Source organism: Acidovorax sp. SUPP1855 (assembly GCF_030158955.1).
Classification (GTDB): Bacteria; Pseudomonadota; Gammaproteobacteria; order Burkholderiales; family Burkholderiaceae_C; genus Paracidovorax.
In genome coordinates this window covers 63,881-81,842 of record NZ_BQXI01000004.1, presented here as the reverse complement: position 1 = coordinate 81,842, position 17,962 = coordinate 63,881, and the positions used below count along the sequence as shown (strand labels likewise).

General features: G+C 68.6%; 16 protein-coding genes. 2 read left to right on the top strand and 14 right to left on the bottom strand.

Features of this window, described 5'->3' with window-relative positions; genetic code table 11:
* Positions 1–21 precede the first annotated feature (21 nt).
* The 4 genes from AVMA1855_RS04875 to hemN all read right to left on the bottom strand — a co-directional run bounded on the left by AVMA1855_RS04875 (position 22) and on the right by hemN (position 6,099).
* Positions 22–2,499 carry a sensor domain-containing protein gene (locus tag AVMA1855_RS04875; protein WP_284424823.1) on the bottom strand — a complete coding sequence of 826 codons (2,478 nt, stop codon included), beginning with the start codon at positions 2,497–2,499 and terminating at the stop codon, positions 22–24.
* Positions 2,496–3,794, bottom strand: coding sequence for a cyclic di-GMP phosphodiesterase (locus tag AVMA1855_RS04870; RefSeq protein ID WP_284424822.1), 1,299 nt, complete (start codon positions 3,792–3,794; stop codon positions 2,496–2,498). Before AVMA1855_RS04870 ends, AVMA1855_RS04875 begins: the two co-directional genes overlap by 4 nt.
* Positions 3,795–3,940: 146 nt before the next feature.
* Positions 3,941–4,699: a sulfite exporter TauE/SafE family protein gene (locus tag AVMA1855_RS04865; protein WP_284424821.1), complete on the bottom strand. Its 759-nt coding sequence runs from the start codon at positions 4,697–4,699 to the stop codon at positions 3,941–3,943.
* Positions 4,700–4,716: 17 nt separating this feature from the next.
* A complete protein-coding gene (gene hemN, locus AVMA1855_RS04860; RefSeq protein ID WP_284424820.1) occupies positions 4,717–6,099 on the bottom strand; it encodes an oxygen-independent coproporphyrinogen III oxidase in 1,383 nt (460 codons plus the stop codon).
* Between the two features lie 177 nt (positions 6,100–6,276).
* On the opposite strand from hemN, the gene fnr reads away from it, so the two are divergent.
* Positions 6,277–6,996, top strand: coding sequence for a fumarate/nitrate reduction transcriptional regulator Fnr (gene fnr / locus AVMA1855_RS04855; RefSeq protein WP_272564148.1), 720 nt, complete (start codon positions 6,277–6,279; stop codon positions 6,994–6,996).
* Positions 6,997–7,027: 31 nt separating this feature from the next.
* On the opposite strand, the gene AVMA1855_RS04850 is transcribed toward fnr, so the two are convergent.
* The 10 genes from AVMA1855_RS04850 to AVMA1855_RS04805 form a co-directional block, all read right to left on the bottom strand.
* The gene (locus tag AVMA1855_RS04850) at positions 7,028–7,321 is read right to left on the bottom strand and encodes a hypothetical protein (RefSeq protein WP_272548306.1); all 294 of its coding nucleotides are present in this window, start codon (positions 7,319–7,321) and stop codon (positions 7,028–7,030) included.
* 46 nt (positions 7,322–7,367) lie between these two features.
* On the bottom strand, positions 7,368–7,652 hold the full coding sequence (locus AVMA1855_RS04845) for a FixH family protein (protein ID WP_284424819.1): 285 nt from the start codon (positions 7,650–7,652) through the stop codon (positions 7,368–7,370).
* Positions 7,653–7,734: 82 nt separating this feature from the next.
* A complete protein-coding gene (gene ccoG / locus AVMA1855_RS04840) occupies positions 7,735–9,183 on the bottom strand; it encodes a cytochrome c oxidase accessory protein CcoG (RefSeq protein ID WP_284424818.1) in 1,449 nt (482 codons plus the stop codon).
* 111 nt (positions 9,184–9,294) lie between these two features.
* Complete coding sequence (gene ccoP / locus AVMA1855_RS04835) at positions 9,295–10,209, bottom strand: cytochrome-c oxidase, cbb3-type subunit III (RefSeq protein WP_284424817.1); 915 nt, start codon at positions 10,207–10,209, stop codon at positions 9,295–9,297.
* A gap of 24 nt (positions 10,210–10,233) precedes the next feature.
* Positions 10,234–10,371 carry a cbb3-type cytochrome oxidase subunit 3 gene (locus AVMA1855_RS04830; protein WP_272548310.1) on the bottom strand — a complete coding sequence of 46 codons (138 nt, stop codon included), beginning with the start codon at positions 10,369–10,371 and terminating at the stop codon, positions 10,234–10,236.
* 20 nt (positions 10,372–10,391) lie between these two features.
* A complete protein-coding gene (ccoO, locus tag AVMA1855_RS04825) occupies positions 10,392–11,021 on the bottom strand; it encodes a cytochrome-c oxidase, cbb3-type subunit II (protein ID WP_272548311.1) in 630 nt (209 codons plus the stop codon).
* A 19-nt stretch (positions 11,022–11,040) separates the two neighbouring features.
* On the bottom strand, positions 11,041–12,480 hold the full coding sequence (ccoN, locus tag AVMA1855_RS04820) for a cytochrome-c oxidase, cbb3-type subunit I (protein ID WP_284424816.1): 1,440 nt from the start codon (positions 12,478–12,480) through the stop codon (positions 11,041–11,043).
* A gap of 595 nt (positions 12,481–13,075) precedes the next feature.
* A complete protein-coding gene (locus AVMA1855_RS04815; RefSeq protein ID WP_284424815.1) occupies positions 13,076–14,512 on the bottom strand; it encodes an alpha/beta hydrolase in 1,437 nt (478 codons plus the stop codon).
* Between the two features lie 214 nt (positions 14,513–14,726).
* A complete protein-coding gene (ccoS, locus tag AVMA1855_RS04810) occupies positions 14,727–14,864 on the bottom strand; it encodes a cbb3-type cytochrome oxidase assembly protein CcoS (protein ID WP_272564155.1) in 138 nt (45 codons plus the stop codon).
* Positions 14,864–17,353: a heavy metal translocating P-type ATPase gene (locus AVMA1855_RS04805; RefSeq protein ID WP_284424814.1), complete on the bottom strand. Its 2,490-nt coding sequence runs from the start codon at positions 17,351–17,353 to the stop codon at positions 14,864–14,866. Before AVMA1855_RS04805 ends, ccoS begins: the two co-directional genes overlap by 1 nt.
* Positions 17,354–17,460: 107 nt before the next feature.
* Between AVMA1855_RS04805 and AVMA1855_RS04800 the strand changes: the two genes are divergently transcribed.
* On the top strand, positions 17,461–17,904 hold the full coding sequence (locus AVMA1855_RS04800) for a universal stress protein (protein ID WP_284406790.1): 444 nt from the start codon (positions 17,461–17,463) through the stop codon (positions 17,902–17,904).
* The last annotated feature ends 58 nt before the right edge of the window (positions 17,905–17,962 follow it).

The following is a 17,962-nucleotide window of genomic DNA, read 5'->3' as shown; positions in this document are numbered from 1 at the left end:
TCTCCCACGGCCCGGCGGTCTTCACGCCGGCGTCGACAATCCCCACGAATAGCTCTGGCGGCTCGCCAGCAGGCTTCTGAAGGCTTCGGCCGGCATCGCCGGGGCGCACAGATACCCCTGGAAATAACGGCAGTCCATCTGCTCCAGCGCCATGCGCTGCTGCTGGGTTTCCACGCCCTCCGCCACCACTTCGATGTGCAGCGCGCGCCCCATGTGCACGATGGCATTGATGATCGCGCGGTCGCCGTCGTCGTCCGGCAGGCCCCGCACGAATGACTGGTCGATCTTGAGCTTGTGGATCGCCAGCTTCTTCAGATAGGCCAGGCTGGAATAGCCCGTGCCGAAATCGTCGATGGCCAGGCCGATGCCCAGCTCGGCGAGCGCCTGCAGGCGCTGCTCCATCTCCTGCGCGTCCTGCAGCAGGATGGTTTCGGTCAGCTCCAGTTCGAGCAATGAGGCCGGCAGCCCGTGCTTGAGCAAGAGCTGCGTGAGCCGATCGACGAAATCGGGCTGGCGAAACTCCAGCGCCGATACGTTGACGGCCATCACGAGCGGCGAGCCCGAGCGCATCCAGCGCGTAGCCTCCTGCACGGCCTGCTCCATGACCCATGAACCCAGCGTGATGATGTAGCCGGACTCTTCGGCCAGCGGAATGAAAACGCCCGGCGAAATGGGCCCCAGCTCCGGATCGGTCCAGCGCAGCAGCGCCTCGGCGCCCACCACGCTGCCGGTCGCCATGGCGACCTGCGGCTGGTAGTGGACCACCATGCGCTGCTGCCCCAGGGCCTGGCGCATGGCGTGTTCGAGCTTCATGCGCGACAGCAGGTCGGCATTCATCTGCGGCTGGTAGAAGCCGTAGCTTCCACGGCCACGCTCCTTCACGCGGTACATGGCGGTGTCGGCCTGCTTGATGAGGTCGTCCAGCGTCTCGCCGTCCTGCGGGTACAGCGCCACCCCGATGCTGCACTGGATGGAAAACCCCATGCCGTCGAGCATGAAGGGCCGCAGCATGTCCTCGAGCATGCGGCGCGCCACGCCTTCGGCGATCGCGGCATCGCCCCCGTGCAGGTACACCACGAACTCGTCGCCGCCCAGGCGGCACAGCATGTCGCTCTGGCGCAGGCAGCCCTGCAGGCGCTTGGCCACGATCTGCAGCACGCGGTCGCCGAACAGGTGGCCCAGGGAGTCGTTGATGATCTTGAAACGGTCCAGGTCCACGAACAGGATGGCGAAGGTGCCGGCGTCCGGGCGCGGTCCCTGCTGGATCGCGTCGATGGCTTCGCCCACGCGGCGCGACAGGCGCAGCCGATTGGGCAGGCCGGTGAGCACATCGCTGTAGGCCAGTTCCTCGATGCGCGTGCGGGCCGCGTGCTGTTGCGTGAGATCGCGCATGAAGCCGATGCTCTGCAGCGCATTGCCCGTCTCGCTGCGCAGCACCACCCACGACAGGTGCACCGCGCAGGCCCGTCGCGCGGCCCCGTTCGCGCCGCCCTCGGGCAGGCGCAGCTCGCCCTCCCAGAAGCCGTCGCGCTCCCACGCCGCCAGGACGTGTTCCATCCAGCCGGGCTGCGCGCCCTCGGCTCCGAAGAGCGAGACCGCGGGCACGCCCTGCAAGGCGACCGCGGGCGCGCCGATCAGCCGCTCGCAGCTCGGGTTCATGCGCACGATCTGGTGCCGGTCGTCAGCGATGAAGATGGCGTCCAGGCTGGAATCGAACACCCGCGCGGCCAGCCGCAGGCTGGCCTGCGCCTCGGCGTTGAGCGTCACGTCGCGGAACGAGAACACCCGGCCGACGGGCCGACCCTGGCTCAGCTGCGGCACCGAGCGGCGCTCGATGATGGTGCCGTTGCGCAGGTGCAGGATGTCGGTGGTGTCGCGGCCCGGCTCCAGCGCGATGGACGACAGCCGCGCCCGGTAGGCATCGGCATCGGCCACCTGCTGCTGCATGTGGGCCACCACGGCGGCGTCGTTGCGCTGCACGAGGAGGTTCTCGGGCATGTCCCACAGCTGCGCCAACCGCTGGTTGAAGGCCCGCATGCGCCCGCCCATGTCGCACACCAGAATCCCATCGGCCGCGGAGTCGAGCGTGGCGCGCAATTCGGACAGCAGGATTTCCAGCTCGCGCTCGGTCGAGGCCTGCTCGCGGCGATCGATCATGGTCACCAGCAGCAGTGCCTCGCCCGCGGGCGAATCCACGCGCGACACGCGCCGGTCCACCGGAATGAACTGGCCGTCGCCCCCGAGCAGGCCGGAATGCGACTGGATGCCGCGCATCAGCGCATCACGGTCCTGCGCCCAGAAGTACAGGTCTTCCGGCGTACAGGCCAGCAGTTCGACGGCGTCCGCGCCTTCCATGGTTTCGGGGGAGCGCCCGAGCAGCGCGGCCGCGCTCTGATTGGCGAAGCGCACCGTGAGCCCCTCTGGCTCCACCAGCCACACGGCCTCCAGCAAGCCGTCGAACACGGCGCGCCACACGCTGCCTTGCGGACCGCGGATCACGTCCGGGCCCCGGTCGGCGCGGCGTCGACGGCCCGTTCGAAGTAGTAGCAGATCCTCTTGCGGGGCGACAGGTAGTCGAGCGCATCGCGCGGCAGTTGCGCGGGCCGCAGGCTGCGGCGGATGCCCAGCGCCGGCTGGTCTTCCAGGTCGATCACCAGGGCATCGTCCTTGGAGACGCCGGACTCGTGCACGATCACCTTGGGCCGCAACGGGCGGGCGGAGTTCACGGCCGTGACGATGGCGTAGCGGTCGTCCACGAGCTGCACGATCGAGCCCGGCGGGTACACGCCCATCATGCGGATGAAGGCCCGCAGGACCACCGCATCGAAACGGTGCTTGTGCTGCGCGAAGATCACCGACAGCGCCTCGTGCGGCGTCAGCGCATTGGCGCCCCGCAGCGGGTTGCACAGCCGGTCGTAGTAGTTGACCAGGGCCAGCACCTGCCCTCCGCGGGAGATGTCGGCCCCCTTGAGCTGGAGCGGAAAGCCCGTGCCATCGGCCATTTCATGGTGATGCGCGATGGCCTCGATGACGGCGGTGCCCAGGCCCATGCGCTCTGCCAGCACCACCGATTCGCCGACATGCGCCTCGTACAGGGCCTGGTCGGCCGGGCCCAGCGCGGAATGGGGTTGGGCCACATGGGGCGGCAGGGTGATCTTGCCCAGGTCGTGCAGCAACGCGGCCGCGCCCAGGGGCTGCAGATCGTCGCCCAGCAGGCCCAGGGCCTTGCCCAGCAGCAGCGACAGCACCATCACGTTGACCGAATGCAGCGCCGCGCGCGTGCCCACCCGCTCGGAGAGCAGGCGGATGGCGGAGTCGCCCTGGTCGAGCAGTTCATCCACGCAGCTGGACACCAGCGCGTTGGTGGAGGCGCGCGCCTCCGAAGGATCCTGCTCGGCGCTGGTGGCCAGGCGCTCGTACACCCGCGTGGCGCGCGCGAAGCGCTCGTCGCAGGCGGCCAGGGAGCGGCTCTGCGCCTTGATGCGCTCGCGGAACTCCGCCATGGAGGCCTGGGCGATCGAAGGCCCTGTCTCCACGGGCGCCCGGGCGGCTTCGGTCACGGGATCGGGGGCGGAAGGATGGCCGGGCGGCAACAGGCCCTGCACCGACGGATCGCTTTTGGAAGGAATCCACCGCACCTGGGACAGGCCCAGGGCGGCGAGGGTACTGATCTGCTCCGGCGAGGCGATGCGGAAACTGCTGACCGGAAAAGGGTGATTCATCCAGCCCAGATCGAGCTGAATGTACATGCCTACACGCAGCCGGCCGACATCGATGAGAAGGGGATTAGTCACTTTCGGGGGGCGCCGGAAGGCGCCACGGGGACGCCGGGGTATTGGTAACCATTATCACCAGTTAATACACCCCCGAATCAAATGTCAAAAACTTCACGAACCCCGACCACGATAGCCGTTGTTAACCCCCTGTTCGAAGGGTTTGGCTAGAGGCACCAGGGCTCGGCCTGGCGGTGGAAGACGTCCATCCACAGCCCCCAGGCGGCAATGCCGAACAGCAGCAGGCCGGACAGCCGCACGCCCCACCCGCCCCGCGCCTCCCCCGCCGCACCACTGCCCCGCAGCCGCTGCCATAGCCACTGGCCGGCCACCAGCCAGGCCGTGCCGCCCACGCCGAAGCAGACCATGGCCAGCGCCCCGCGCCAGGGGTTTCCGGTCAAGGCCGCGAGCAGCAGCGCGGAATACAGCAGGCCGCAGGGCATGCAGGCCCAGGCCAGGCCCGTGGAGAACAGGCCGCCGGGCGAGCGCACCCAGGGGGCGACGCGCTGCCACAGCATCCGGCCCGCATGGTCCACCCAGGCCGGCTGACGCGCCTGGAACACCAGCAGCACGGCCCAGGCGAGCACGGCGACGTGCAGCAGCGTCCAGGCCGGCCGCAGCGCAGCCGCCTGCTGGGTCAGCCAGGCCAGGCGGTCCATGGCCCAGGCCACCATCGCGCCCGCCAGGGCGTACCCGGCCAGCCGGCCCAGATGGAAAGCGAAGGGCCGTGCCCACACGCGCCCCGCCGGCAAAGCCACGCCACGGCCCGCCCACCGCACCGGCTGCGCCCCTGCGTTTTCCGCCGTGACGTGGCCCGGGCCGCCAGCGCGCACCAGCGCCCCGCAGGGCGCCGCGCACATCGCCAGGCAATGCGGGCCGCCCGCCAGCCCCATGGCCAACGCGGTCCAGACCAGGGTGTCGGGCATGGCGGCGTCCTTGCGGCTCAGATGATGCGGGAAAAGCGCGCTCGGTTGCGGTCGGCCTGCAGGTAGCGGTCGAACAGCATGGCCACGCCGCGCACGAAGAACCAGCCCATGGCCGTGACCTCGATGCCTTCCTTGCCGAGCACGACCAGGCCCTGCGCCTGCAGGTCCTCCAGTGCCTGCAGTTCGGTGGCGAAGTGCTGCCGGAAATCGATGAGCCACGCCTGCTCCACCGGCTCGAACAGCACCTCGCCCTGGCACATCAGCGCCATGATGACGGAGCGGCGCACGAGGTCGTCGCGCGTGAGCGCCAGGCCCCGCACGACCGGCAGGCGCCCCTGGTTGATGAAGTCGTAGTACTCGTCCAGCGTCTTGGCGTTCTGGCTGTAGGTGGCGCCCACGCGGCCGATGGCCGACACGCCAAGGCCGAGCAGGTCGCAATCGGGCTGGGTGCTGTAGCCCTGGAAGTTGCGGTGCAGCCGGCCCTGGCGCTTGGCCACGGCCAGCGCGTCGCCCGGCAGCGCGAAGTGGTCCATGCCCACATAGACGTAGCCGGCGTCCTGAAACGACCGCAGCGATTGCGACAGCATGGCCACCTTCGACGCCGCCAGCGGCAGGTCGGCCGGCACGATACGGCGCTGCGGCTTGAAGCGCTCGGGCAGGTGGGCATACGCATACAGCGCGATGCGGTCTGGCCGTAACTGGCCCACCTGCTCGAGCGTGCGCTCGAAGGACTCGGGCGTCTGCCGCGGCAGGCCGTAGATCAGGTCCACGTTGATGGACTCGAAGCCCAGCGCACGCGCGCTGGCCACCAGGTCGAAGACCTGGCTGGCCGGCTGGATGCGGTGCACGGCCTTCTGCACTTCGGGGTCGAAGTCCTGCACGCCGAAGCTCAGGCGGTTGAAGCCCAGCTCCGCCAGCAGCGCCAGCCGGCCCGCGTCCACCGTGCGCGGATCGATCTCGATCGAATACTCGCCGCCGGGCGCAAGCGTGAAGCTGCGCTGGAGCATGGCCATCAGCGACCGCAGGCCGTCATCCGACAGGAACGTCGGGCTCCCCCCGCCCAGGTGCAGCTGGCTCACCACCTGGCCCACGCCGCACTGGGCCGTGTGCAGGTCGATCTCGCGGCTGAGATAGCGCAGGTACACCTCGGCCCGCTCGGGGTGGCGGGTGATGATCTTGTTGCAGGCGCAGTAGTAGCACAGCGACTCGCAAAAGGGAATGTGCACATACAGCGACAAGGGCAGTGCCTTGGCGGCCGACCCCAGGCGGCGCTGCTGCAGCGCGAGAACGTAGTCGTCCTGTCCGAAGGCCTCCACGAACCGGTCGGCGGTCGGGTAGGAGGTGTAGCGGGGGCCGGGCACGTCGAAGCGGCGCAGGAGTTCAGGGGTGACAGCGATCATGGGATTTCCTTGTGCCTGCCCAATGTGCCGCAGGCCCCGGGGGAAACCCTTGACCTGGGTCAAGGGTTCTGCAGGCGCACGCTGCCACAATTGATCCATGACAGGTGCCCGGCGTTCGCCCGGGCTCTACCACCCTGCCGGCCGCCCGCCCTCCCCTCACCACAAAGGCCTTTTCCCATGAATCCGCAAACCATCAAAGTGGCATGCTCGAACTGCAACCTTCGCGAGCTGTGCATGCCGCTGGGCCTGAACGATCAGCAACTGCAGCGGATCGACGACATCGTGGCCGTGCGCCGCAAGGTCAAGCGGGGGGCCACCCTGTTTCGCAATGGCGAGCCCTTCAGCTCGCTCTTCGCCATCCGCACCGGCTTCTTCAAGACCTGCGTGGCCACCGAAGACGGCCGCGACCAGGTCACGGGCTTTCAGATGGCCGGCGAGATCATCGGCCTGGACGGCATCGTCAGCGACCACCACACCTGCGACGCCGTCGCGCTGGAAGACGCCGAGGTCTGCGTCATGCCCTTTGACCGCATCGAGGAACTGTCGCGCGAGGTCACGGCGCTGCAGCACCACGTGCACAAGATCATGAGCCGCGAGATCGTGCGCGAGCACGGCGTGATGCTGCTCCTGGGCAGCATGCGGGCGGAAGAGCGCCTGGCGGCCTTCCTGCTCAACCTGGTGCAGCGCCTGCATGCCCGGGGCTTCTCGCAGTCCGAACTCGTGCTGCGCATGACGCGCGAGGAAATCGGCAGCTACCTCGGGCTCAAGCTGGAGACGGTGAGCCGCACCTTCTCGAAGTTCGTCGAGGACGGCATCGTCGAGGTCAAGCAGCGCCACGTGCGCATCCTGGAGACCGCGGCGCTCAAGCGCATCGTGAACTCGCAGAACTGCCACTGAGCGGCCGGCCTCCGGCACCGGCGCTGGCATTTCATGCGCCCGGGTGGTGGCGCGCGCAGTCCGCGGGCCGGTCAGTCACGGGCACGGGGCAGCGGTTCAGCTCGAACGGCGACATGGCCAGCAGCGTGGTGAGCGCGCTCGACGCCATCGTCACCAGCCAGAAAGCGAAGAAGGCGATGGTGTAGACCCCCTCGCGCGAGAGCGCCAGCGGCTGTCCGAACCAGTGCATGTCCTGTGGGTCCACCAGGGCAAAGACCAGCATTTCCAGCACGCCCGCCATCAGGAAGGCGGGCCATGCAATCCACATGAGGCGTTGGGTCCACATTGCGCTTGTCTCCTCGTTTCGGGGGGGTGGTGCGGACAGGCCGCCTTCAGCGCGGCTGGTCCTGCACGGGGGTGGCCGCATGGTTGCGCGCCTTCATGGCCGGGGCCAGGCTGTTCGGCGCGCCCTGCAGCGTCTTGTTGATCTCGATGCCCTGGCGGTAGTAGTCCTCGGCCACCACCGGGTCGGGGCGCACGACCGCCACCCACAGCGTGGTGAAGCCCGCCACGACCACGATGGCCGGCCCGGCAATGACCATCCAGACGAAGCCGAACTTCCACCAGGGAGCGGCCGAAGGAAAGGGAGCCGGTGCGGCGGCGATAGGGGATGGCATGGTGTTCACTCCTGACAGGAACAGAAAGGCGGCCGGGCCGGGGGCCTGGCGCCTGCAACGGAAATGGTGGGGCCGGCGGCGCTCATCGCGGCACCAGGAAGACCGACTTCTCGGCGACATGGCCGCCCGAGCCCAGCGCCTGCACGTCGAACTGCACGGCATGCGATCCGGGCGGCGCGGAGCCGTAAGGGATCTGCAGGCGCACGGCCACCCAGCGGGACTCGGCCGCGCCGATCTCCACCTCGGCGTCGGACGCCACGCGCAGCCCCTGCAGCCCGCTTGCACCGATGCGGTAGCGCTGGCCGGACTCGGTGGCATTCATGATCTGCAGGCGATAGATGTTCTCCAACTGCCCGCCGGCCACGATGCGCGAGAGCGCGGCGCGGTCGCGCACCACGTCCACCTTGAGCGGCGTGCGCAGCACCAGGCTGGACAGCAGCCCCACGCACAGCGCCACCAGCACCGCGGTGTAAATCAGCACGCGGGGGCGCAGCACGCGGCGCAGCATCTGCGCCCGGCCCCAGCGGGCCGCCACGCCGTTCTGCGTGGAAAAGCGGATCAGCCCCCGCGGGTAGTGCATCTTGTCCATCACGGTGTTGCAGGCGTCCACGCACAGCCCGCAGCCGATGCACTCGTATTGCAGGCCGTTGCGGATGTCGATACCCACCGGGCACACCTGCACGCACAGCGTGCAGTCGATGCAGTCGCCCAGGCCCCGGGCCTTGTAATCCACCGTCTTGGTTCGGGGGCCGCGCGGCTCGCCGCGCGCGTCGTCGTAGGTGACGATCAGCGTGTCGCGGTCGAACATGGCGCTCTGGAACCGGGCATAGGGGCACATGTACTTGCACACCTGCTCGCGCATGAAGCCGGCATTGCCGTAGGTGGCAAAGCCGTAGAACAGCACCCAGAAGATCTGCCAGCCGCCCTGCATCGCCAGGAGCTCGCCCGACAGTTGGCGGATGGGCACGAAGTAGCCCACGAAGGTGAAGCCCGTCCACAGCGCCACCGCGATCCAGAGGAACTGCTTGAGCGCTTTCTTGCGCACCTTCTCGAAGGTCCAGCCCCCGGCATCCAGGCGCAGGCGGGCGCTGCGGTCGCCCTCCACCCGGTGCTCGATCCACATGAAGATCTCGGTGTACACCGTCTGCGGACAGGCGAAGCCGCACCACAGGCGCCCCGCCACCGCGGTGAACAGGAACAGCGACATCGCGCTGACGATGAGCAGGCCCGTGAGGTAGATGAAGTCCTGCGGGTACAGCACCAGCCCGAACAGGTAAAAGCGCCGCGCCCCCAGGTCGAACAGCACCATCTGCCGCTCGCCCCACTGCAGCCAGGGCAGCGCATAGAAAACGAGCTGCGTGAGGGCCACCATGGCCCAGCGCCAGCGGGCGAACAGGCCGCGGATGGAGCGCGGGTAGATCTTCTTTTGCGCCTCGTACAGCGACACCATCTCGGCGGCCGCATCGGCGGCGCCAGGCGCGACCGGGGTGATGGGAATGACCTTGCGGGCAGGCCCGCTGGGTGGCTTCATGGCAGTTCTCGAAAGGGTGGGCCGGCAAGGGGACGCGTCAGCGGCTGCGCCGCCGGCCAGGGCGCGCCGCGGGAAAGGCCCGGATCGCGTTCCCTGGTGGCATCGGCGCCGTCAGCGCACCGCGTTCGCGCGGTGGGACAGGCCCCACACGTAGGCGGTGAGCACGCCGATCTGGGCCTCGGTCAGCTTGTCGGCCTGGGCCGGCATCACGTTGACCTTGCCGTGGTTGACCATGGCGGTGATGGCCGCCTCGCCCCAGCCGTGCAGCCAGACGTCGTCGGTCAGGTTGGGCGCGCCCAGGGCCGTATTGCCCTTGCCGTCCATGCCGTGGCAGGCCGCGCAGGCGGTGAACTTGGACTTGCCCAGCGAGGCGCGCAGCGAATCGTGCGGGCTGCCCGACAGGCTCAGCACATAGTGCGCGAGGTTGCGGATGTCCTCCGGCGAACCCACGGCTGCGGCCATGGGCGGCATGGTGCCCATGCGGCCCTTCTCCAGCGTCTCGCGGATGTTCTCCGGCGCGCCGCCGTGCAGCCAGTCGTTGTCGGACAGGTTGGGAAAGCCCTTGCTGCCCCGTGCGTCCGAGCCGTGGCACTGCGCGCAGTTGTTCATGAACAGGCGCTCGCCGATGGCCATGGCCTCGGGGTTGGCGGCCATGTCCTCGGTCTTCATCGCGGTGAACCGGGCGTACAGCGGCGCAAGCTCGGTGCGCGCCTTGGCCATCTCGGCCTCGTACTCGCCGGCCTGCGTCCAGCCGAACTGGCCGGCGAAGCGGCCCAGGCCCGGATAGACGGCCAGGTAGCCGAAGCCGAAGACGATGGTGAGCACGAACAGCCACATCCACCAGCGCGGCATGGGGTTGTCCATCTCCCGCAGGTCCTCGTCCCAGACGTGGCCCGTGGTGTTGTCGGTGCTGGGCGCGACCTTCTTGCGGGCCGTGATCCAGAGCAGCAGCAGGCAGCCCAGGATGCCGACCACGGTCAGCCCCGCCACGTACACCGACCAGAAATTGTGGGTGAAGTCACTCATGTCGTTCTCATTGTTTTTTGCGGATCAGTCTTGCTCGAAGGGCAGGCGCGCGGCCTCCTCGAACCGGGCCCGGTTGCGGCGCGAGAACGCCCAGACCAGGATGCCGAGGAAGCACGCCAGCGATGCCAGCGTGGCGACGATGCGCACAGTGGTGATGTCCATGACCAGCTCCTTGGGGTTCGTTACTTGAGGGCGCGGCCCATGACCTGCAGGTAGGCCACGAGCACGTCCATCTCGGTCTTGCCCTTGACCTCCTCGGACGCGGCGGCGATCTGCTCGTCGGTGTAGGGCACGCCCACCGTGCGCAGCGCCTTCATGCGCGGCGCGGCCACGGCGGGATCGACGGGCGTCTTCTCCAGCCAGCTGTAGGCGGGCATGTTGGATTCGGGCACCACGTCGCGCGGGTTGTTCAGGTGGATGCGGTGCCACTCGTCGCTGTACTTGCCACCCACGCGGTGCAGGTCGGGGCCGGTGCGCTTGCTGCCCCACTGGAAGGGGTGGTCGTACACGAACTCGCCGGCCACCGAGTAGTGGCCGTAGCGCAGCGTCTCGGCGCGGAAGGGGCGGATCATCTGCGAGTGGCAGTTGTAGCAACCCTCGCGCAGGTAGATGTCACGGCCCAGCAGCTGCACCGCGGTGTAGGGCTGCACGCCCGTCACGGGCTCGGTGGTGGACTTCTGGAAGAACAGCGGCACGATCTCGGCCAGGCCGCCGATGGCGACCACCAGCACGATCAGCACGATCATCAGGAAGTTGTTGGTTTCGATCTTCTCGTGCGAGAAGCCGGCCGATTTGGGGTTGTGTTCGGACATGGAATGCGCTCCTCGGGGCTCAGGCATGGGCCGTGTTCACGGCGGGGATCGACACCTTGACCGAGCGGCCCGAGATGGCGGTGGCCCACACGTTCCAGGCCATCACCAGCATGCCGCCCAGGTACAGCAGGCCGCCGGCGAAGCGGACCACGTAGAACGGATAGGTGGCCTTCACGCTTTCGACAAAGGTATAGGTCAGCGTGCCGTCGGGATTGATCGCGCGCCACATCAGGCCCTGCATGACGCCGGCGATCCACATCGCGGCGATGTACAGCACGATGCCGATGGTGGACATCCAGAAGTGCAGTTCGATGGCGCGCACCGAGTGCATCTTTTCCCGGCCGAACAGGCGCGGGATCAGGTAGTACAGCGAACCCATGGTGATCAAGCCCACCCAGCCCAGGGCGCCGGCATGCACGTGGCCGACGGTCCAGTCGGTGTAGTGGCTGAGCGCGTTGACGGTCTTGATGGACATCATCGGGCCCTCGAACGTGGCCATGCCGTAGAACGACAGCGACACGATCAGGAAGCGCAGGATGGGGTCGTCGCGCAGCTTGTGCCAGGCGCCCGACAGCGTCATCACGCCGTTGATCATCCCGCCCCAGCTGGGGGCCAGCAGGATCAGCGAGAACACCATGCCCACCGATTGCGTCCAGTCCGGCAGCGCGGTGTAGTGCAGGTGGTGGGGGCCCGCCCACATGTAGGTGAAGATCAGCGCCCAGAAGTGCACGATCGACAGGCGGTAGCTGTACACCGGGCGGCCGGCCTGCTTGGGGATGAAGTAATACATCATCCCGAGGAAGCCCGCGGTGAGGAAGAAGCCCACCGCGTTGTGGCCGTACCACCACTGCACCATCGCGTCCTGCACGCCGGCATAGGCCGAGTAGCTCTTCATCCAGCCGGCAGGCACTTCGGCGCTGTTGACCAGGTGCAGCAGCGCCACCGCCAGGATGAACGCGCCGAAGAACCAGTTGGCCACGTAGATGTGGCGCACCTTGCGGCGGCCGATGGTGCCGAAGAACACGATGGCGTACGACACCCACACCAGCGTGATCAGGATGTCGATGGGCCATTCCAGCTCGGCGTATTCCTTGCCGGTGGTGTAGCCCAGCGGCAGGCTGATGGCCGCCGCCACGATGACGAGCTGCCAGCCCCAGAACGTGAACGACGCCAGCGGCCCCGCGAACAGGCGCACCTGGCAGGTGCGCTGCGCCACGTAGTAGCTGGTGGCGAACAGCGCGCAGCCGCCGAAGGCGAAAATCACCGCGTTGGTGTGCAGCGGCCGCAGACGGCCGTAGCTGAGCCAGGGAATGCCGAAGTTGAGTTCCGGCCAGGCCAGCTGGGCGGCGATGAAGACGCCGACCAGCATGCCCACCACCCCCCACACCACGGCCATGATCGAAAACTGCCGCACGACGGTGTCGTCGTAATGCGCGGCAGCGGTTTTTGGAGATTCCATCGTGCACCTCTTTGATTGCACGGAAAGTTTCTTCCGGATACCCCTTGGGGGCATTGACGCATGTCAATCGTTGCGATGAATGCGGCCAGAGTCACAGAGCGTCAGGCCAACCACTGGCAGCACCGCTGCCCGTACAGGGGTTGGCATGAGTCAGCAACCACCAGAGAATCGCCAATGGATCTCTACCAGGAAATCAGGAGTCACGCCGTGGTCACCGGGCGGATTCGAACCTGAAGCGCAACACCTGTGTTGTCAATGAACAAGGCGATCCAGACCCGCGTGTACGACCGGTTCGGCATCCTTCCAGGACCAAATTCTGGACGGCGGGCCCGACTGGTCGTTCAACAGGGACGTCACTGCTTCGCCGCTACACCGACCACCCAGACGAGACTCGCTTTCTGCGCCGAGCCGAAGGAGCCTACGCACCTTGGTAGACACTGACCTGAAACACCCGCGATTCCTGTCGGCGCAGTCCCGCTTAGGGAGCGAAGGAGAGTTGCCCTTGGGCTGGTTGAGCGGCAGAGGGGACGCATGCGAGGCGATGCCAGAAGGTCCGCCCCACGGGGTTTAGCCCTGCATTCGAGTCGACGCCAGATCAGCTGCCGCTGCACCCGGGCAAGGTTGCGCGGGTCGCCACGGTTGCAGCACTGTCGTCGCGCCCACCTGCATTGCGGGTATAGGTGCAGCCATAACGTGGGTCAGCGACGGTGGCGGGCGTTTTCACGTCGTCGCCCGCGGGCTTGGTGCCTTTCTCAACCCAATCGGCCATCGCCTTGAATGCTTCGGACTGCTCGGCCACGGTGAAATCGCAGTGGCTGGGCGCGCGAATGGCGCGCTGCACCAGCCACTGGCCATTGCCGTTGGCCTCGACGCGGTCGCGGTAGACCTGCTCCATGTGGAAGGGCACGTACATGTCGCCCAGCGTATGCAGGGTGACCACCGGGATGCGGAACTGGCCATTGACCTGTGGCACCCAGCGCAGGCCATCGGTGCGCAGGCGGTTGGCGTCGGGTGCCGGCACCCACTTCGCGATGGTGGCGTTGAAGTCTGCCACCTCTGCCGAGCTGGCGTTGAACCGGTAGACCGTACCGGTGGTGTCGATTCCCTGCTTGTTCAGGATGCCGTTGAGGGTGCCGTCGCGTCCGAAGGTGCCCCACACGGTGTTTTGCAGCGGAGCATTGGCAAAGCCCTGGTCGAAGATCGGCCGCGGCCCGCCGGTCAGGTTCATGACGATGTCTTTGAGCTTCTGTCCTTGCGGCGTCACCGGTGCAAACGATGTGTGGCTGCCGAACATGGCGTCGCGCACGCGCGGAGCGAGCGCGGCCCAGTCGGTGGTGGGTGCGGCGACGGCGGGCACACCGGCCAGCTTCTGCGCCGCCAACTGGTAGGCACCGAAGTAGTTGTACAGCGACAGATCGCCCAGCACGGCGCACATCGGCAGGGCGCCCTGGTAGCGCCGCTTGTGGACCGCCGTTTGCTGCGCCTCGTCCTCGATGGCGGCGGCGGCGATGTGGCCGCCCATCGAGACACCGGTGACATAGGTGCGGGCAGGCTCTGACAGCACACGGCCGTTGGCGGCGGCAATCGCCACAAACGCATTGGCCAGCGCATTCGTGTCTTCCACGCCCACGCGCACGTCATAAAAATTCTTGGTGTAGCTGGATGCCGCCCAGGCGTAGCCGTTTTCGATCAGGTAGCGCCGGAAGGCCGGGTTGGACACGGTCAGCGCATTGCCTTCACCCGCATAGCCATGGGCGTACATCACCAGGATACCGTTCCAGTTCTTCGGAACCTCTACACGGTAGCCCGCGCCGGCATTTGTGCCGCTCCAGCGGTCGGTCTGCACCGTGGTGCCATCCATGGCCGCGAAAGGCAGGCTGGCGGTGGCCACGGCAAAACTGGTGCGGGTGTCTTGCACACGGGTTTCCTCTGGTACGAGGCCCCCGCCACCACCGCAAGCCGAGAGCAGCAACGCACTGACGGCGCCGATGGCAGCCGTGCGGGAAGGAATCAAAAAGCGGATCGGCTGCATGCTTGTGTCTCTCTCGTTAGGGGAGCAATGACGCCCGGATTGGCGGCGCCAGTCTAGGCACGGCTTGCGTTACCCCTGTGCGGGTTTTCCCGCGCGTTTGTCACGCGGGCGACGGGTGGCGGCAGCAGCGGTTGGTCTGCCATAGGGGGCCCCGTCAGCCGCTGCGTGACGCGGCGGGCGTTGAATGCCGGGACGGTTTGGCTTGGCGCTCCGGTCATTCATCTCGCAGGATGCGCTCGCCCTCCTGCTCCACATCCTCGAACTGGCCCCGGGACACCGCCCAGCCCAGGCCCATCAAAACCAGCAGCACCAGCACGACGGACAGGGGAATCAGCAAGTAGAGGATGTCCATCACACACCTTCCAGCAGCGGCACGTCGCTGTGGGCGGCTGGTGCCGCAGCGGGAGCGTGCGGGGAGCCGGTACCGGCTGCCAGCCGCGCCGCATTCGCGACCACCAGCAGCGAACTGAACGCCATGCCCAGCCCGGCGAGCCACGCCGGCATCCAGCCCACGACGGCCAGCGGCACGCACAGCGCGTTGTAGAGCGCGGCCCACCACAGGTTCTGCCGCACCACGCGCAGGGTGCGGCGGGCCAGCAGCAGCGTCTGCACCACCTGCTCCAGGTCGCCGCCCATCACCACGAAATCCGCGCGGGACTGCGCCAACGGCACGGCGCGGCCGAAGGCGAACGAAACATGGGCGCCCGCCAGCACCGGGCCGTCGTTGAGCCCGTCGCCCACCATGGCCACGCGGTGGCCGCGCGCCTGTTCGGCCTGCAGCAGCGCGAGCTTGTCCTGCGGCGTGCAGTCGCCCTGCGCCCGCTCGATGCCCACCTGCCTGGCGATGCGCCGCACCGCGCCGGGCCGGTCGCCGGAGAGCAACTGCACGGCCACGCCCGCATCGCGCAGGCGGCGCACCGCGCGGGGCGCTTCGGGGCGCAGGTCTTCGCTCCAGTCGAACCGGGCCAGCTCCACGCGCGTGCCGTCGCCGCGCTGCTCGGACAGCACCACCTGCTGATCCGTGGCGCCGCCCTCGCCCCCGTCACCTGCCGGGACGCTGGCGCCCGCATGGCGCACGGAGCCCAGGCGCACGGTGCGCTCGCCCAGGGCCAGCCGGCCGCGCGCATCGGCGGCGCCATCCGCGCCTTCATCCGCCTCCCGCAAACGCGCCACCAGGCCCTGCCCGGCCAGTTCGTGCACTTCCAGCACGTGCCAGCGCGAAGCGGCGGGCAGCCCCTCGCGCGATGCCGCAGCCACCAGCGCCCGCGACACCGGGTGCACCGAATGGCGGGCCACGGCCGCGGCCAGTGCGAGGGCGTCGGCCCGTTCCTGGCCCGGCGCCGGGTGAACGCCGCGCACGGCCATGCCGTCGCGCGTGAGGGTGCCGGTCTTGTCGAACACCACGGTGTCCACACCCGCCAGGGCCTCCAGCGCCTGCAGGTGGCGCACCAGCACGCCCTGGCGCGCCAGCGTGCCCGCCGCGGTCAGCATGGCCACGGGCGTGGCGAGCGACAGCGCGCACGGGCAGGTGACGATGAGCACCGCCACCGCCACCATGAGCGCATGGCCCGGGTCGGTGGGCCACCACCACGCCGCAGCCAGCGCAGCCGCTGCCAGCACGGCGATGAGGAACGGCCGCGCGATGCGGTCCGCCAGTTGCGCCAGGCGCGGCTTTTGCAGCGAGGCGCTTTCCATCAGCGCCACGATCTGGGCGAAGCGCGTGTCGGCCCCCACCCGCTCCACCTTAACTTGCACGGCCGACTGCAGGTTGTAGCTGCCGGCGGTCACGGCGCTGCCCTCGGGCCGCGCCACGGGCGTGGACTCGCCCGTGAGCAGGGCCTCGTCCGCGAGCGTGTCGCCCCGCGTGATGCGCCCATCGGCCGGGAAGGCCTCGCCCGGCAGCACGCGCACCGTGTCGCCCACGGCCAGGCGCCGCACGGCCACGCGCACGAAGGCGCCATCGGCCTGCAGGCGCTCCACGCTGTCGGGCAGGCGGTTCATCACCGCCTCCAGCGCGCCGGCCGTGCGGTCGCGCAGGCGCAGCTCCAGCCAGCGGCCGGTGAGCAAAAAGAACACGAACATGGTCAGCGAGTCGTAGAACACCTCGCGCCCGAAGATTCCGCTGGGATCGAAGGTGCCCGCCGTGCTCACCCCGAAGGTGATGGCCATGCCCAGCGCCACGGGCAGGTCCATGCTCACCCGGCGCAGGCGCACGTCGCGCAGCGCGTTCGCAAAGAACGGCCCGCAGGCGAAGATGACCACCGGCAGCGTGATGACCCACGAGGCCCAGCGCAGCAGCTGCTCCATCTCGGCCGTGAGGTCGCCCGGCTGCGCCACGTAGGCGGGCCACGCGTACATCATCACCTGCATCATGCAAAAGCCGGCCACCAGCCAGCGCCACAGCGCGCGGCGGTGCTCGCCTTGGCGTTGCGCCCGCGCAAAGGCGTCCATGGCCGGCAGGGCCCGGTAGCCCGCGCGCCGCACCGCCGCGATCCACTGCGAGGGCCGCACGTGGGCGGCATTCCACACGACACGCGCGCGCCGGGTGGCCGCGCTCACATCGGCCTGCGCCACACCGGGCACAGCGCGCAGGACGTCTTCGATGGTCAGGGCGCAGGCGGCGCAGTGCATGCCCTCCAGCACCACATGCGATTCCCAGGTCTGCGCGGTGGCGTCAGCGTCAGCGCCGGCACCCGCAGGCAGGTGGGCGCGGCCGAACGAGGGCCACTCCTGCGGGTCGTCGAGCAGCAAGGCACGCTCTGCGCACGGAGCGTCCGGGGCCGGCGTTCCCGCAGTCAGGTCGGGGCGGTCGGGAGGCGGCTCGAAGCGGTGGGAAAGCATGGCCCCGAGGCTATGCGCCCTCCCCCGTCCGCACATTGACCTGGATCAAGCCTGCCCTTGCCCAGGCTTCGTAAGCTGGCATCCTCCGTCCACTTCGGGAGTCTTCCATGTACCAACGCATCCTGATCGCCACCGATGGCTCCGAACTCTCCGGCAAGGCCGTGGACCACGGCCTCGCGCTGGCGGCGCTGAGCGGCGCCGCCGTGGTCGTGCTCAAGGTGGTGCCGCGCTATCCGCGCAGCTACTTCGAGGGCGGCTCCATCGTGGACACGGGCGATGCCAAGCGCATCGAGGCGCAGTGGACCGCATCCGCCAAGGCACTGGTGGACGGCATCAAGGCGCTGGGCAGCGCCCAGGGGGTGGCGGTGAAGGCGGTGGTGAGCAAGTCCGACCTCGTCGCCGAGGCGGTGATCGCCGCGGCCCGCAAGCACCAGTGCGACCTGATCGTGATGGCCTCGCATGGGCGCAAGGGCCTGCAGCGGCTGCTGCTGGGCAGCGAGACGCAGCACGTGCTGACCCACTCGCACATCCCCGTGCTGGTGCTGCGCTGACCGAGGGCGATCCGCGCTACAGGGCGATTGCGCATCGAATCGCCCTCCAGCGCAATCA

Coding starts and splice junctions, on each gene's coding strand:
- AVMA1855_RS04800 (WP_284406790.1), top strand. CDS start 17,461: ATGTACCAACGCATCCTGATCGCCACCGATGGCTCCGAACTCTCCGGC.
- AVMA1855_RS04845 (WP_284424819.1), bottom strand. CDS start 7,652: ATGCCATCCCCTATCGCCGCCGCACCGGCTCCCTTTCCTTCGGCCGCT.
- ccoO (WP_272548311.1), bottom strand. CDS start 11,021: ATGTCCGAACACAACCCCAAATCGGCCGGCTTCTCGCACGAGAAGATC.
- AVMA1855_RS04815 (WP_284424815.1), bottom strand. CDS start 14,512: ATGCAGCCGATCCGCTTTTTGATTCCTTCCCGCACGGCTGCCATCGGC.
- hemN (WP_284424820.1), bottom strand. CDS start 6,099: ATGATCGCTGTCACCCCTGAACTCCTGCGCCGCTTCGACGTGCCCGGC.
- AVMA1855_RS04805 (WP_284424814.1), bottom strand. CDS start 17,353: ATGCTTTCCCACCGCTTCGAGCCGCCTCCCGACCGCCCCGACCTGACT.
- AVMA1855_RS04850 (WP_272548306.1), bottom strand. CDS start 7,321: ATGTGGACCCAACGCCTCATGTGGATTGCATGGCCCGCCTTCCTGATG.
- ccoP (WP_284424817.1), bottom strand. CDS start 10,209: ATGAGTGACTTCACCCACAATTTCTGGTCGGTGTACGTGGCGGGGCTG.
- ccoG (WP_284424818.1), bottom strand. CDS start 9,183: ATGAAGCCACCCAGCGGGCCTGCCCGCAAGGTCATTCCCATCACCCCG.
- ccoS (WP_272564155.1), bottom strand. CDS start 14,864: ATGGACATCCTCTACTTGCTGATTCCCCTGTCCGTCGTGCTGGTGCTG.
- AVMA1855_RS04865 (WP_284424821.1), bottom strand. CDS start 4,699: ATGCCCGACACCCTGGTCTGGACCGCGTTGGCCATGGGGCTGGCGGGC.
- ccoN (WP_284424816.1), bottom strand. CDS start 12,480: ATGGAATCTCCAAAAACCGCTGCCGCGCATTACGACGACACCGTCGTG.
- fnr (WP_272564148.1), top strand. CDS start 6,277: ATGAATCCGCAAACCATCAAAGTGGCATGCTCGAACTGCAACCTTCGC.
- AVMA1855_RS04830 (WP_272548310.1), bottom strand. CDS start 10,371: ATGGACATCACCACTGTGCGCATCGTCGCCACGCTGGCATCGCTGGCG.